Genomic DNA, 14,869 nt, shown 5'->3' with positions numbered 1-14,869 from the left:
GCCGGGAAGGCGCGGCACCGGTGCGCGCAGTCCCGGCTCGCTCCGGGCACTTCCGAGCTGTCTCGCCGACCGCCACCGCGGGGCTCGCGACCCCGGCTCGCTCCTCGCGCTCACGGGGGTTCTCCGGTCGTTCGCGACTGCGGGGCTCGCGACCTCGGCTCGCTCCTCGCGCTCACGGGTTCGTCCGGCCTCAGATGACCCGGGCCGGTTGTCCGTCTTCGCTGGCCAGTGGGCGGCCGGCGGCGGCCCACTGGCGCATTCCGCCGTCGAGGTTCCGGACGTTGTCCCAGCCGTTGTTCATCAGGTAGCCCACGACCTGTCCGGAGCGACCGCCGGAGCGGCAGATCACGACGACGTAGGCGTCGGAGGGTATCTCGGCCATCCGGGCGGGCACCTCCATCATCGGCAGGTGGTGGGCGTCCGGGGCGTGCCCGGCGGTCCACTCGTCCGCCTCCCGTACGTCGAGCAGGTAGGCGTCGGCGGGTACGTCAGCCGCGGTCACGGTGGGAAGGTTGGATGCGAACACGGTTACCAAGCGTAGAGCCTGTTCCGGCCGACTCCACGTACCGGCGCGAGGTCGCCGCGCGTTCGGGGCGGGGACGTCAGGGGCGGCGTTGCTGGCCGACGGGCGGAACGAGGACCCGGTTCAGAGGCGATTGACCCATTTGGGGTTGGCCCGGGCCCAGTTGTCCAGGTCGGTGTTGTGCATCGAGTCGAACAGCGTGTTCGCCGGCTCGTCCAGCAGCACGTACGAGACCTCGTCGATCATCTCGGAGTGGGACGGAAGCTGGATTCCGAGCAGGGCGTCGGAGCGGATCCGCCGCATCGCGAAGATCATCTCCTCCAGGCGTGTCCCGTTGGTGTCGACGGTGAACGAGGAGCCGATGGCCCGGATCACCTGATCCAACCGGAGCGGATTCCGGAGCATGTCCGCGGTGGTGGCCTTGTCCATCATCGCCCGTAGCAACTGCTGCTGGTGTCGCTGCCGGTCGAAGTCGCCGTTCGGCAGGTCGTAGCGCTGGCGGGCGTAGTCGAGCGCCTGTGCGCCGTTCATCTGGTGGCAGCCGGGGTTGAAGACGGACTTGGTGTGGATCGACCGGACCGGGGTGTCGACGCACATCCGGACGCCGCCGAGCAGGTCGATCGCGCGCTGGAAGCCGGCGAAGTTGACAAGTGCCGCGCCATCGAAGCGGATTCCGGTGAGCCGGGTGAGGGTCGCCGACAGTAACCGGGTGCCGCCCTGGCCTCCGCCGCCGTACTGGAAGGCGGAATTGATCTTGTCTGGCCCGCCGGGGTAGCCGCTGGCCGGGGCCGGCGGGATCTCGACCAGAAGATCCCGGGGTATGGAGATCAGGTAGGCCCGGTCCAGCCCGGCGGGCAGGTGGGCGATCATGATCGTGTCCGACCGCTGGTCCGCCTCCGGTCCGGCGGTGGGGCGCTGGTCGGAGCCGACCAGCAGGTAGTTGAGCGGCCCGGTGACGGCGCCCCGTTCCTGGCGGGCGGCCGGGTCGAGGAGCATCTCCTTGACCACGCTGTTGTCGTAGCGGTCGGCGAGCATGTGCAGGCCCGCCCCGCCGGCTCCGGAGATCACCACCAGGGCCAGCCCGAATCCGAGTGCCACCTTCGCCCAGGCGGGAGCCTTACGCCGGTGTCGGCCCCGGTCGGCGCGGCTGCCCGCGCCACGGGTACGGCCGGCGGATGGAGCGCGTCCTGGCCGCTCGGGTTCGCCCGGAGCCGCCCGCTTGGGTGTGAACGTGATCCCTCCCCGGGCCCGACTGAGTGAAGCTTTCTCACCTCAGGCTAGGGGCCCGGTTTGCGCGTTCAGCGGCTTTTGCGATTTCTGCTGGACCTGATCGCCGGCTATCTGGCGGTGGTGGGCGCGAGCACGGTCGGGTTGTTGATGATGAACTCGTCCAGCCTGTCGCCCTTGACGGCGGCGAACATCTGCTGGCTGGTGCTGTTGATCACCTCTCGGCCGCTCCCGTTCCCGCTGAAATTGCCGTTGTTGGTCCGGAGCAGGACGAGGTCGTTGGCGGCCACCCCGCGCATGGTGAAGATGAAGTTGGCGATCGGTACGCCGCCGGTGTCCAGGATCAGCGCCTCACCAGCGGCCTTCATCAGCCGGTTGAGCTTGCCGAGGTCGGTCATCACCCCGTCGCTCATCGCCTTCTTGGCCATCCCCTTGATCAGTTGCTGCTGGTTCTGCTGGCGGTCGTAGTCGCCGTGCGTGAGGCCGTAACGCTGGCGGGAGTAGTCGAGCGCCTCCCACCCCTTCATCTCGCGACAGCCCTTCTTGTGCACCACCGGCTTCTTAGTGCCACTGACCTTCTTGGCCTCGTGGTTCCACATCGGCTCACCGTTGACGAGGGTCATGTGCTTGGACTCGACCTGCTGGCGTACGCACATCGGAATGCTGCCGAGCGCGTCGATGACCTTCTTGAACCCGCTGAAGTTGATGATCGCCGCGCCGTCGAAGCTGATCCCGGTGAGCTTGTGGATGGTCTGCGCCATCAACTGCGCACCGCCCTTGAGGCCGGCACCGTTCTGGGCGCCGTGGAAGAACGCCTCGGTGGCCTTCGCCGTACCGCCGTTGTACCGGCTGGCCTTGAAGGCCGGCACCTGCACCTCGGTGTCCCGCGGGATCGAGAGCAGGTACGCCTGGTCGTGGCTGGCCGGGATGTGCAGCACGATGATGGTGTCGGCCCGGACGTTGTCGTCGTCCAACCGTTCCCGGGCGTCGATACCGAGCAGCAGCATGTCGATCGGGCCCTCCAGGTCCTCGCCGCCCTCGGCCTCGGTCTTGCCGGCCGTGCCGAGCAGGTTCTCCTGGGTGATGCTGCTGGTGGCCTTGCCGATCGCGACCTTCATGCCGGTGATGCTGACTCCGCTGGCGACCAGCAGCACCGCACCGAAGACCAGCGTGAGGCGAGCCCAGAGCGGGGCTTTGCGCCGCCGCCCCGCCGCGCCGTTCTTGCCCTTGCCGCCCTTGCCCTTGGTGGCCCGCCCGTTCGGGCCTCGGTTGTCCAGGACCGTGCCGGACGGTGAGGCGCCCGCACGGCCGGGTGGAACCGCCGAGGCGGGCCGTGGGGGACGTCGGCGAGATTGCACCGGCATGCCTGCTCCAGGGTCAGGGGTGAGAGGGCCGGGGCCGCGTCGCGGTATGGACACCGCAAGGCTTCCCCGAATTTGCTTACGCTACATGTTCTTGTCGATTTGCGGGAGCGCGCTTTCCGGCATGCGACAGCCACCGTCCGTGCTTCCGCCGGGGGGCGGAAGCACGGACGGCTCGCGTGCGTGACTGGACGGTGACGGAACGGACCAGGTGCCCGACCGGGTCAGCCGCCGTTGGCCGGAGTCGGGGTCGGCGAGACGTTCGCCTGTACCCAGGCATCCATCGTGTCGGCGGACATCGCGCGGTACATCGCCAGCGCCTTCTCCCGGTTGGACACCACCACGGACTGGCCGTCGATGGTCTCGCTGCCGTTGTGCGGGCTGGTGATGAACTGCAGGTTCTCCCCGCGCAGGTTACGGAACTGGACCGCCATGTCGACCAGGGAGAAGCCCTCGTCGACGGTGACCGCGCTGGTCACCGACTTGAGGAAGGCGTTCAGCTTGGCCGGGTTGGTCAGCGTGCCGGAGCTGGCCGCCTTGTCCATCAGGGCCCGCAGGAACTCCTGCTGGTGCCGCATCCGGGCGAAGTCCCCGTCCGGGAACTGTTTCCGCTGCCGGATCCAGTCCAGGGCCTCGGCCCCGTCCATGTGGTTGGTGCCCTTCTTGAACTTCCGGAACGGCTTGTGGATGGAGGTGATGTCCCGTTCGACCTTCAGGTCCACTCCGCCGAGTGCGTCGGTGACCTCCTTGAACCCGGCAAAGTCGATCGCCATCACGTGGTCGATCCGGACGTCGGTGAAACACTCCACGGTGCGTACCGCCAGGGGTAGTCCACCGAACGCGAACGCCGCGTTGATCTTGCCGCGTTCGCCGCTTCCGCATTCCGCGCCGGCACTGTCCGGAATGGGTACGTAGAGGTCCCGGGGCACCGAGACGAGGTACGCCTTGTCGTGGCTGGCCGGAATGTGCATCACGATGATGGTGTCGGCCCGCCACTTGCTGGCCTCGTTGACCGGGGCGTCCGGGTCCCGGGAGTCGCTGCCGACCATCAGGATGTTCAGGGCGCCGCTGACCGACTTGGGGCGGTCACCGGTCAGCGCCGAGAACGGATCGGTGCGGGCCAGGTCCTTGTCGAGCCCTCTGACGTAGAGCCAGAGGCCGCCGCTGGTGAGCAGGCCCAGCACGAGTACCGCGATGCCCGACACCAGGGCGATCCGCCGCCAGTTCGGCCGGGGGCCACGCCGGCCCGGACCGCCGGGCACACCCGGACCGCCAGGCAGACCCGGATCGCCGGGGCCGCCGGGGCCGCCGCCGCCGTACGTAGGGCGGGCCTGACCGGGTACGCCCGAGACCTGGGCCCGTCCGGAGATCCGGTTCGAACCGGCTGAGGCCGGACCGGGCACCGAGGCGCGACCGGCGGATCCACCGGCCGTCATTCGGTGGCCGCCATGGGATGCGTTCGGGGGAGGGCTCTCGAACATGCCCTCAGGGTACGTAGCGAAACCAAGGAGCCGCTGTGTGCCACGGCCGGGCTGGCACGAAGCCGGTATCCTCCGCTATCCGGCCAACCGCTGGCTGAAGTGCTCGATCGTGCGGCGGAGCCCCTCGGAGGGAGTCACCTCGGGCTCGTAGCCGAGCCGCTCCCGGGCGAGCGTGAGGTCCGGCCGCCGCTTTTCCGGGTCGTCGGCCGTCCGGGTGATGTAACTCACCTGCGACCCGCTGCCGGCCAGTGCGGCGATCGTCTCGGCGAGTTCCCGCATCGACACCTCGTGCTCGGTGCCGCAGTTGATCGGGCCGGTCTCGGTCGAGTCGAGCAGCAGCAGGATGCCGCGCACCAGGTCGCTGACGTAGCAGATGGACCGGGTCTGCGATCCGGTGCCGTGTACGGTCAGCGGCTCACCGCGCAACGCCTGGGTGATGAAGGTGGGGATGGCCCGCCCGTCGTCCGGACGCATCCGCGGCCCGTAGGTGTTGAAGATCCGGACGATCCCCACATCGAGCCCGTGATAGCGGTGGTAGGCCATCGTGCTGGCCTCGGCGAACCGCTTGGCCTCGTCGTAGACGCTGCGTACGCCGATCGGGTTGACGTTGCCCCAGTACGTCTCGACCTGCGGGTGCACCTGCGGGTCCCCGTACGCCTCGGAGGTGGAGGCCAGTACGAACCGGGCCCGGTCGGCAACGGCCCGGTCCAGCAGGTGCAGGGTGGCCAGCGAACCGACCCGGAGGATCTCGATCGGCAGCGTGGCGAAGTCCGTGGGGCTGGCCGGCGAGGCCAGGTGCAGGATGGCGTCGAACCGCTCGGCGATCGCCGGGTGGTGACCGGGTAGCCCCTCCGAGACGTCGGCCTCGACCAGGGTGAACCGGGGATGGTCCGCGAGGTGGGCCACGTTCTCCTTCGAGCCGGTGACGAAGTTGTCCACCGCGACCACCGTGCAGCCTCGCGCGATGAGCGCGTCGACCAGGTGGGATGGGACGAATCCGGCACCGCCGGTGACGAGGATCCGGTGTTCCGCTCCGAAACGCTGGGCTACCACCATGCTGCCAGCCTACCCACGATGCTGATCTCCGGCTGGCCGAGGGGACCGCCCGCCGCGCCCGGGACCGAATGCGCGACGGGTGGCGCCGGGGTAACTTTCGTCCCCCGACACCACCCGTTACCGAATCACGACCGTAAGTGTCTACGGTCCGGTCAGTGCGCTCCCGCGCCGGTGAGGGCCCGAACCTCCAGTTCGGCGTACTTGTCCGCGTCCGTCTCCTTCGACAGCAGGGTGCCGATCCAGCCGCAGAGGAAGCCGACCGGGATGGAGATGATGCCCGGGTTGGACAGCGGGAACCACTGCCAGTCGTGGTCCGGGAACATCGCCGTGGGTGCCCCGGAGACCACCGGAGAGAAGAACACCAGTCCGACGGCGCTGATCAGACCGCCGTAGATCGCCCAGACCGCGCCCGCGGTGTTGAACCTCTTCCAGAACAGGCTGTAGAGGATCGCCGGCAGGTTGCCGGATGCCGCCACCGCGAAGGCGAGCGCCACCAGGAACGCCACGTTCAGGTTCTGCGCGAAGATCGATAGCACGATCGAGATCGCGCCGATCACCAGCGCCGAGATCCGGGCGACGTTGACCTCCTGGCGCTCCGACGCCTGTCCACCCTTGACCACGTTCGCGTAGAAGTCGTGGGCAAGGCTGGACGAGGAGGCCAGGGTCAACCCGGCGACCACGGCGAGGATGGTGGCGAACGCCACCGCCGCGATGATCGCGAGCAGCGCGGCCCCACCGACGTCGCCACCGAGGAAGTCGACCCCGAGCGCCTCGGCGAGCTGCGGAGCCGCCGTGTTGCCGGCCGCGTCCTGGGCGACGATCGCCTCCCGGCCCACCAGAGCCGCCGCGCCGAAGCCGAGGGCCAGGGTGAACAGGTAGAACGTGCCGATGATGCCGATCGCCCAGAGCACGCTCTTCCGGGCCGCCCTGGCGGTCGGTACGGTGTAGAAGCGGATCAGGATGTGTGGCAGTCCGGCGGTGCCGAGCACCAGGGCGATCCCGAGGGAGAGCAGGTCGACCTTGTTGTAGAAGGTCTTCGTCGCATCGCCGGCCACCTCGACGCCGTACCGCAGTCCGGGTTCGAGGAACGCGGAACCCTTGCCCGAGGCGTTCGCCGCGTCGCCGAGCAGCTCGGACAGGTTGAACTTGTAGTGCGCCAACACCAGGATGGTCATCACCAGGGCGCCGGTCATCAGCAGGAACGCCTTGACGATCTGGACGTAGGTGGTGCCCTTCATGCCGCCCACGGTGACGTAGATGATCATGAGAGCGCCGACCAGGATGATGGTGGCGATCTTCGCCGCGTCCGCGTCCATGCCGAGGAACGTGGTACCCGGCCGGATCCCCAGCAGCAGCGCCACCAGCGCGCCCGCGCCGACCATCTGGGCCAGCAGGTAGAAGATCGAGACCGTGATCGTGGAGACCGCCGCCGCCGTCCGAACAGGCCTCTGCCGCATCCGGAACGCCAGCACGTCGGCCATCGTGTAACGGCCCGAGTTCCGCAGCAGCTCGGCCACCAGCAGCAGGGCCACCAGCCAGGCGACCAGGAACCCGATCGAGTAGAGGAAGCCGTCGTAGCCGTACAGCGCGATGATGCCGGCGATGCCGAGGAACGACGCGGCGGACATGTAGTCGCCGCCGATCGCCATGCCGTTCTGGAAGCCGGAGAACGACCGGCCACCGGCGTAGAAGTCGGTCGCCGTCTTGGTCTGCCGACTGGCCCAGACGGTGATTCCCAGGGTCACCGCGACGAAGACCAGGAAGAGCGTGATGGTCAGGGTACGGGCGGTACTGCTGCCGGCCTCGGCGGCCAGCACGACACCGTTGATCGCCTCGCTCATGACGCCACCTCCTTGTCCTTCGGCTGCGCCTCGTCGTCCGGCGTCACCGTGCCCGCCGGGTCACGCGACTCCGCCGTCCCCACCAGTTCCTCGCGGATCCGGTCGGCGGTCGGGTCCAGCTTGCTGGCGGCGAACCGGGAGTAGAGCCACGCGATCAGGAACGTGGAGACGAACTGCAACAGGCCGAAGACGAGGGCAACGTTGATGTTGCCGACGAGCTTGGTGCCCATGAAGTCGCGTGCGTACGCGGAGAGGATCACGTAAAGCGCGTACCAGAGGAAGAACGCCGCGGTCATCGGGAAGACGAAGCCACGGAGGGCCTTACGCAACCCGGCGAACTCGTCCGACTGTTGTACGGCGACGTACCGGTCCGGTGGCGCGCTGGCCGGTGCGGGAGTGTCCGTAGACATGCTGGTCTCACCACCTTCAAAAAGGGGCAGGGGAGTTTCGCGCACGGTATGGAGCCGCCAGGACACTCGGATAGCGGTGATCCGTTGGCTGGTCAGCGGCTGCGCCGAACGGGCCGGTGGCTGCGCCCAGTGACCCCGGTCACGCCGCTCGGCGACGCCGCACGCCGAACCCTCCGAACCCTCCCGGCCCGACCGGTCTCCGCCTGCCGGCCCGACCGGTTTCCCGGCCGGTGCCCTCCCGCCGGTTCAGCCGGCCAGTTCCCGATAGCGCCCGCGATGGTGCACCAGGGGCGGCGCGTCGTCCGACAGGTCCACCGTTTCGATGGTGGCCTCGACCAGCAGCGCCCAGCCGTACTCCCGGGCGCTGTCCAGCCGGCAACCCGCCCAGCCACCGGCACCGGCCGGCACCGGGCCGTACGGCGTGCGGCTCCACTCCCCCACCGAGAACAGCCCGCCGGGAGCGGGGAACAGCCCGGCGAACCGGTCGGCGAGTTGCCGGTGTGCCGTGCCCAGCACCGTGACCGCGAACCGTCCACTGGCGGACGCCGCGGCCCACAGTTCCGACTCCTCGTCGAGCAGGCCGATCAGCCGTCCCGGCTCACCGTCGGCGACCAGCGTCGACGAGACGGTCAGCCCGGCGGGCCCGGCGGTGTCACCGATGGTCGTCGGACCGTACGCGGTCCACAACGTCACCGCCGCCGGCACCCGGCCACGGAGCCGACGCACCGGAGAGCGGTGCGGCTCCGGGGTGGCGAACGGATCGGTGTGGTGGATCTGCCCGCCCGGTGGCTCGGCTCGGTTCACGGCACCATTGTGCCGGGCCGGCCGCCCGGCCCGGCCGCTCAGGGGTGTTAGGAGGGGGCCCTATCTTCTACAAAAAACGATAAGAAGGGGCCCTTCCTTACAGGCGGAGGCTCTCCGGGGCGTGCAGGCGCAGCATGATGGCCCCGACATCGCCCGGGGCCCGGCGCCGGGTGGCCCAGGACGTGGTGACCATGACGGTGAAGGCCAGTGGGACGGTCCAGGCTGCCGGCTGGGCGATCAGTACCGCCGGCCAGCCGGTCAGCTCCGGTCCGAGGACGGTGAACAGGACGGCGCCGACCGCGGCGCCGCCGCCGGCCAGGATCCCGGCAGCCGCTCCGGCGTCGGTCAGCCCGCGCCACCAGATCCCGAGTACCAGCAGTGGGCAGAAGCTGGACGCGGCGACCGCGAAGGCCAGCCCGACGACCTGGGAGACGTCCAGCCCGGACAGGTTGAGGGCGAGCACCATCGGGACCAGTCCGGCGAGCACCGTGGCCAACCGGAAGTCGCGTACCGAGCCCCGGCCCAGCAGGTCGGTGGAGACCACCCCGGCCACGCTGGTGAGCAGTCCGGACGACGTCGACAGGAAGGCGGCGAACGCCCCGGCGGAGACCAGGGCGGCCAGTAGCTGCCCGGTCGGGCCGTTGCCCAGGGCGGCACCGGGCAGTAGCACCACCACCGCGTCGGTCTTGCCGGTCAGCAGCAGTTGCGGGGTGTAGATCCGGCCGAGTACCCCGTACAGGGTGGGCAGCAGGTAGAAGGCGCCGACCAGGGCGAGCACCACCAGGGTGGTACGGCGGGCGGCGGCGCCGTCCGGATTGGTGTAGAACCGCACGAGTACGTGCGGCAGCCCCATCGTGCCGAGGAAGGTCGCCAGGATCAGCGAGTAGGTGGCGAAGAGTCCCCGGTCGTCGCTGCCCGCCGTACTGGGCAGCAGCCAGTCGAGTCCGGTGTCGGCGGCCACGCTGGAGATTTCCGGCACCTGTTCACCGGCCGCGAACGACAGTTCGTCGCCGGGGCGTACCTCCCGGGACGTTCCGTCCGGCAGCGTCAGGGTCGCCGGCTCCTCGACCACCACGGTGGTCGAGGCGGAGAAGACCGGGCCGCCGACCGGGGTCACCGCCGGCCGGGAGTCCGCCTGCCACTGGAGGGCCAGGAAAATTGCCGGTACGGCGAGCGCCGTGAGCTTCAGCCAGTACTGGAACGCCTGCACGAAGGTGACCGCGCGCATCCCGCCGAGCGCGACGTTCGCGGTGACCACCGCACCCACCAGCAGCGCACCGAGCTGGTACGGCGCGCCGGTGACCGTGGACAGGGTCAGCCCGGCGCCCTGCAACTGCGGTACGAGGTACAGCCAGCCGATGAAGATCACGAAGGCCGTGGCGAGTTTGCGCAGGCGCCGGGAGCCGAGCCGCACCTCGCAGAAGTCGGGCAGGGTGAACGCCCCCGACCGGCGTAGCGGCGCGGCGACGAACAGCAGCAGGGCGAGATAGCCGGCGGCGAACCCGACCGGGTACCAGAGCACGTCCACGCCGTACTTGAGGATCAGGCCGGCGATGCCGAGGAAGGACGCGGCGGAAAGGTACTCGCCGCCGATCGCCGCCGCGTTCCAGGTCGGGCTGACCATCCGGGACGCGACCAGGAAGTCCGACGTGGTCCGGGCCAGGGTCAACCCGTAGAAGCCGATCGCGACCGTGACCAGGGTGACCGCGATGATCGCCGGCACGGTGTACGGGTTGTCCACCTCAGCGCTCCGGCCGCTGGATCACATCTGTGAAGTCCTGCTCGTTGCGCTCAGCCAGTTGCACGTACGCCCAGCCGACCCCGACCAGGAACGGGAACGCGCCGACCCCGAGCAGCAGCCAGGGCAGGTTGACCCCGAACAGTTTCGCCGTACCGACCTCCGGGGCGATCGCGAACAGCAGGGGCAGGCCGCCCAGGCCGATCCCGACCACGAGTGACAGTCGCAGGGCGAGGGCGAGTTGGGCCCGGACCAGTCCTCGGACGAGGGCATCGCCGACCTGGGTCTGCTGGGTCAGCTCGGCCCGGGTCCGTTCGGCGCGGGTGCCGCTGCGAACGACCTCGGCCAGCACCACCCTGGTCCGGTTGGGCGTCTCCGGCGGCCCCGGGTCCGGTCGCGGATCGATGGGGATGGCCACCTCGGCAGTCTCATCGCCTCGCCACGAATGTCAAGTGGTCCCCGCCGGTGCTCCGCGCCAGGTTGACCGCACTCCGGTCACGGGTTGACTGCCATTCCGGTCACAGGTCGTCCGCCGTCCGGTCGTCAGCAACCGGTGTACGAGGTGCCGGGGGTGCGGCGGACGGGCGGTGCCGGGGACTCGGCGGGCGGCGGGGCGGCCAGGATCCGCCGGGCCCGGATCCGGCCGAGGTTGGTCTCCCGCCAGTCGTCCCGGGGTAGTTCGCCGGCGATCCTTGTCGAGGCGCACCGGCGCAGGTCGGCGGGGAGCCGGTCGAACGCGGGTACCGCGTCGGCGGAGAGCCGGGAGAGGTACCAGACGTCGATCCGGCCGGTCCTGGCGTACATGTCGACGTTGCGCTCGGCGATCAACCGATCCGGGTTGACGGCGGCGAGGGCGAGCAGGGCGAGGACGGCGGTACCGAGGGCCAGTTGGGGAAGCCAGCGGGCGGAGAGCCGTACCCCGGCCGCCGCGATCAGCACGAAGATCAGTCCCAGCCAGAGTTCGCAGGTGGCCACCAGCAGCCGGAGCCGGGTGGCGCCGTACGCGTCGGCGTACACGTCCATCCGGTACAGGGCGGACGCCACCACCACCAGACTCAGCAGGGTCAGCCCGCCGAGCAGGATCCGGATCAGAGACCGGTCGGTCCGGCTCTCCCGGGGCGCCCACCAGGCCGCCGCACCGATCACCAACAACGTGAGTACGGAGACGGCGAGCAGTTGCCAGAAGCCGCTGCGGGCGTACTCGGCATAGGTCAGTCCGGCGGTCCGCAGGACGTGGTCCGAGCCGCCGAACAGGCTGGTCACCTGGACCCCGACGAAGAGCACGAACAGCGCGTCCAGCAGGGCCACCGGCAGGACCCATTCGGCCCGGCGCAGTCGCTTCCGTCCCGGGTCGGCCGTCAGCCCGGTCAGGTCGGGTGGTGCCGCGAGCACGTAGACCGCGCCGAGCAGGGCCGCGCCGACCATTCCGAACACGAAGACCCAACGGACGACGGTGGACGGTGACAGATCCGGCAGCCCCCGGTCGACCAGCCCGGCGAACGCCGCGTCGGCGGAGGAGAAGAGCAGGCCGAAGACCGTCAGCAGGACGAGCGAGACGGCGACGGTGGCCAGTGCCCGGCCCGCGCCGCGTTCCTGGCCCGGTCGTGCCGGTCGGGCCAGTCCCTTGGCGACCCAGGGCATCGACCGGAACACCGCCACCGGCGGAACCAGGCCGGAGAACAGGATCGCGCGTACCGACCGCCCGTCCGCGACGGTCAGCGCCGCCGTCATCGCGGCGGTGAGCAGGCAGAGTACGAACAACCAGCCTGCGGCCCGGACCGTGCCGACGCCGAGCAGGGCGAGTGTGGCCAGGCCCCAGAGCGGGCGGGACCAGCCGAACCGACCCCGGATCCCGTTCTTGTCGCCGGTCGGTCGAGGGCTGTTTCCGTCGGGGGCCCGGTGACCGCCGCTCGTGTTGTCGGCCGGGCGGGCGGCGATCCAGCCGGCGGTGACCAGGGCCGCCGCTCCGGCGACTCCGCCGACGAGCCAGCCGAGTCCCGGCCGGGTCAGTGGAAGGCTCACCGCGGACACGGCCGCCGCCGTGGCCACCGCGCCGAGGACCGGCCGCGCCGCGCCGCCGACCGGCCCCGGCCAGCGCCGGGTCAGCGCCGACGGTGCGGCGGGTACGACCGGCCCGGTCAACGCCGGCGCCGGATAGCCGGGCGGCCAGCCCGATCCTGCCGGAGCGACGGTCCTCGGGGCCGGGCCGGCCACGGGCCTCGTCGAGCTGACCGGCGGGGCCACGGCGGGACGGGTCGACGTCGCTGTCGGGGCAGCCACCGTCGGTGCCGTTGCCAGCGCCGTTGCCACCGTCGGTGCCGGTGCCGGTGCCGGTGCCGGTGCCGGTGCCGGTGCTGGTGCTGGTGTCGAGGTCGAGGTCGAGGTTGTGGTTGCTGCCGCTGGTGTGGGGGTCGGAGCGGGCCGCGAGCCGGTGCCCGGAGCCTGGGTGGTCTGGCCACGCTTCGGGCTGAAGGTGCCCGGGTCCCCGCTGGGTTCTCCGAGACTCGTCGGAACCGTCCCGCTCATCGCCGCGCACCCAGGGTCGTGGAGTTGGCGGATGTACCGGCGGTGACCGGGAGAGTCACCCGGATCTGACAGCCGACCGCCCGTGATTTGTTCGGCGGTTGGGTCCGGGCCACGGGCCGGTCGGCGACGGCGATCGTGCCGCCGTGCAGCTCCACCACCCAGTGCGCGATCGCCAGGCCCAGGCCGGTGCCGCCGTCGCCGGTCCGCTCGCCCCTGGTGAAGCGCTCGAACACCTCCGGTCTGAGCCGTGCGGGGATGCCCTCGCCCTCGTCGGTCACCTCGAATCGCAGCTCGTCCGCCACCCGCTTCGCGGCGACGAGCACCCTCCCGCCCGCCGGGCTGTGCCGGGCGGCGTTGTCGAGCAGGTTGGCGAAGACCTGGTGCAGCCGCCGGGGATCGGCCTCGACGTGCAACGGCGCCGGCTGCTGGCGTACCTCGAACCGGACGTCGCGTCCGGCGCCGGCCGCGTTGACCGTGGCCTGCTGGACGACCTCGTCCAGGAACTCCGCGACGTCGATGTTCTCCCGGCGCAACGGCAGCACCCCGGCGTCGAGCCGGGACAGGTCGAGCAGGTCGGCGACCAGATGACCGAGCCGTTCGGTCTGGGTCAGCGCGACCCGCAGGGTGGACAGGTCCGGCTCGGCCACGCCGTCGACGATGTTCTCCAGTACGCCCTGCAACGCGGTGATCGGGGTACGCAGTTCGTGTGAGACGTTCGCGATCAGTTCCCGGCGTCGCCGGTCGGCCTCGGCCAGGTCCCCCGCCATCTGGTTGAACGCGGCGGCAAGTTCACCGACCTCGTCCCGAGAGGTCGCCCGGACCCGCCGGGTGTAGTCACCCCGGGCCATCGCCCGGGCCGCCGTGGTCATCTCGCGCAGCGGAGAGGTCATGCCGTGGGCGAGGAACTGCGAGGTGAGCAAGGCCACGCCACAGGCGGTGCCCGCGGTCCACCAGGGGATCCAGCCGATGCCGATGATGAACACGGCCAACCCGGCCGCTCCCGAGCCGAGCATCAGGATGCCCAGCTTCAGCTTGATCGACCAGATCGGGTCCAGCGGGCGGGGCAGGACGTCGAGGGCCGAGTTGAACCCGCTCCAGAACCTGGTCACGGCTGTACCTCCAGTGCGTAACCGACCCCGTGGACGGTGCGGATCAGGTCGGCGCCGAGCTTGCGGCGGAGAGCCTTGACGTGGCTGTCGACGGTTCGGGTGCCGGAGCCGTCCATCCAGCCCCAGACATCGGCGAGCAGCCGTTCCCGGGGCAGCACCATCCGGGGGCGGTTGGCGAAGTGCGTCAGCAGATCGAACTCGGTCGGCGTCAGGTGCGCCTCGACCCCCTGGCGCCGGACCCGGCGTTCCGCCTGGTTGATTTCGAGGTTTCCGATCCGGAGGATCTCGGTCCCCGTACGCGCCGCGCTGCTGGCCCGGTCGACCCGGCGCAGCAGGGCGTGCACCCGGGCGGCCAGCTCGCGCAACGAGAACGGCTTGGTCAGGTAGTCGTCGGCGCCGACGGCGAGCCCGACCAGCAGGTCCGTCTCGTCGTCCCGGGCGGTCAGCATCAGCACCGGGACCGGGTGGTCGGCCTGGATCCGCCGGCACACCTCCAGCCCGTCGAAACCGGGCAGCATCACGTCCAGGACGACGAGTTCCGGCCGACCCGTCCGGAATGCCTCGACGGCGTCCGGCCCGGTCCGGGCAATCTCCACCAGGAAGCCCTCGGCGCGCAGCCGGGCCGCGACCGACTCGGCGATGGTGCGCTCGTCCTCGACGACCAGGATTCGACGTTCCGTCATGGCCCTGACTGTAGGGACCGCCCGTGTGGGATCGTGGGGCACGTTGTGAACAACCTGTGGAGAACCGTGCGGCCCTGTGGATAACCGTCGGGGCTGGGAAAAGTCCGGCG

At 70.4% G+C, this 14,869-nt stretch carries 13 protein-coding genes; all 13 read right to left on the bottom strand.

Features of this window, described 5'->3' with window-relative positions; translation table 11 throughout:
* Positions 1 to 190 precede the first annotated feature (190 nt).
* Positions 191 to 526 (bottom strand): rhodanese-like domain-containing protein, encoded by a 336-nt coding sequence (locus ACFP2T_RS22695; RefSeq protein ID WP_377424770.1) that lies wholly within the window; start codon positions 524 to 526, stop codon positions 191 to 193.
* A 120-nt stretch (positions 527 to 646) separates the two neighbouring features.
* Positions 647 to 1,621 carry an LCP family protein gene (locus ACFP2T_RS22690; protein ID WP_465264268.1) on the bottom strand — a complete coding sequence of 325 codons (975 nt, stop codon included), beginning with the start codon at positions 1,619 to 1,621 and terminating at the stop codon, positions 647 to 649.
* A 239-nt stretch (positions 1,622 to 1,860) separates the two neighbouring features.
* Entirely contained in the window at positions 1,861 to 3,114 is a 1,254-nt protein-coding gene (locus ACFP2T_RS22685; RefSeq protein ID WP_377424769.1) for an LCP family protein, read from the bottom strand.
* Positions 3,115 to 3,335: 221 nt separating this feature from the next.
* Entirely contained in the window at positions 3,336 to 4,592 is a 1,257-nt protein-coding gene (locus ACFP2T_RS22680) for an LCP family protein (protein ID WP_377424768.1), read from the bottom strand.
* A 75-nt stretch (positions 4,593 to 4,667) separates the two neighbouring features.
* Complete coding sequence (locus ACFP2T_RS22675) at positions 4,668 to 5,648, bottom strand: UDP-glucuronic acid decarboxylase family protein (RefSeq protein WP_377424767.1); 981 nt, start codon at positions 5,646 to 5,648, stop codon at positions 4,668 to 4,670.
* A 152-nt stretch (positions 5,649 to 5,800) separates the two neighbouring features.
* Positions 5,801 to 7,489, bottom strand: a complete 1,689-nt coding sequence (locus ACFP2T_RS22670) for a solute symporter family protein (RefSeq protein WP_377424766.1) — start codon at positions 7,487 to 7,489, stop codon at positions 5,801 to 5,803.
* Positions 7,486 to 7,899, bottom strand: a complete 414-nt coding sequence (locus tag ACFP2T_RS22665) for a DUF485 domain-containing protein (protein ID WP_377424765.1) — start codon at positions 7,897 to 7,899, stop codon at positions 7,486 to 7,488. Before ACFP2T_RS22665 ends, ACFP2T_RS22670 begins: the two co-directional genes overlap by 4 nt.
* 246 nt (positions 7,900 to 8,145) lie before the next feature.
* Positions 8,146 to 8,745 (bottom strand): flavin reductase family protein, encoded by a 600-nt coding sequence (locus tag ACFP2T_RS22660; protein WP_377425196.1) that lies wholly within the window; start codon positions 8,743 to 8,745, stop codon positions 8,146 to 8,148.
* 55 nt (positions 8,746 to 8,800) lie between these two features.
* Positions 8,801 to 10,444: a sodium/solute symporter gene (locus ACFP2T_RS22655; protein ID WP_377424764.1), complete on the bottom strand. Its 1,644-nt coding sequence runs from the start codon at positions 10,442 to 10,444 to the stop codon at positions 8,801 to 8,803.
* 1 nt (position 10,445) lies between these two features.
* Positions 10,446 to 10,853 carry a hypothetical protein gene (locus ACFP2T_RS22650; RefSeq protein ID WP_377425194.1) on the bottom strand — a complete coding sequence of 136 codons (408 nt, stop codon included), beginning with the start codon at positions 10,851 to 10,853 and terminating at the stop codon, positions 10,446 to 10,448.
* A 131-nt stretch (positions 10,854 to 10,984) separates the two neighbouring features.
* Positions 10,985 to 12,655, bottom strand: a complete 1,671-nt coding sequence (locus ACFP2T_RS22645; RefSeq protein ID WP_377424762.1) for a DUF4153 domain-containing protein — start codon at positions 12,653 to 12,655, stop codon at positions 10,985 to 10,987.
* Positions 12,656 to 12,963: 308 nt separating this feature from the next.
* Positions 12,964 to 14,076: a sensor histidine kinase gene (locus tag ACFP2T_RS22640; RefSeq protein WP_377424761.1), complete on the bottom strand. Its 1,113-nt coding sequence runs from the start codon at positions 14,074 to 14,076 to the stop codon at positions 12,964 to 12,966.
* On the bottom strand, positions 14,073 to 14,759 hold the full coding sequence (locus tag ACFP2T_RS22635; RefSeq protein ID WP_377424760.1) for a response regulator transcription factor: 687 nt from the start codon (positions 14,757 to 14,759) through the stop codon (positions 14,073 to 14,075). Before ACFP2T_RS22635 ends, ACFP2T_RS22640 begins: the two co-directional genes overlap by 4 nt.
* Positions 14,760 to 14,869 lie beyond the last annotated feature (110 nt).

The organism is Plantactinospora solaniradicis (assembly GCF_042658085.1).
In the GTDB taxonomy this organism is placed as follows: domain Bacteria; phylum Actinomycetota; class Actinomycetes; order Mycobacteriales; family Micromonosporaceae; genus Plantactinospora; species Plantactinospora solaniradicis.
The sequence above is the reverse complement of the archived record's forward strand: the minus strand, read 5'-3'. Positions and strand labels throughout refer to the sequence as shown.

What these genes read in the sequence shown, in the direction of transcription:
- ACFP2T_RS22680 (WP_377424768.1), bottom strand. Translation starts at nt 4,592, where the DNA reads ATGTTCGAGAGCCCTCCCCCGAACGCATCCCATGGCGGCCACCGAATG.
- ACFP2T_RS22685 (WP_377424769.1), bottom strand. Translation starts at nt 3,114, where the DNA reads ATGCCGGTGCAATCTCGCCGACGTCCCCCACGGCCCGCCTCGGCGGTT.
- ACFP2T_RS22670 (WP_377424766.1), bottom strand. Translation starts at nt 7,489, where the DNA reads ATGAGCGAGGCGATCAACGGTGTCGTGCTGGCCGCCGAGGCCGGCAGC.
- ACFP2T_RS22665 (WP_377424765.1), bottom strand. Translation starts at nt 7,899, where the DNA reads ATGTCTACGGACACTCCCGCACCGGCCAGCGCGCCACCGGACCGGTAC.
- ACFP2T_RS22675 (WP_377424767.1), bottom strand. Translation starts at nt 5,648, where the DNA reads ATGGTGGTAGCCCAGCGTTTCGGAGCGGAACACCGGATCCTCGTCACC.
- ACFP2T_RS22635 (WP_377424760.1), bottom strand. Translation starts at nt 14,759, where the DNA reads ATGACGGAACGTCGAATCCTGGTCGTCGAGGACGAGCGCACCATCGCC.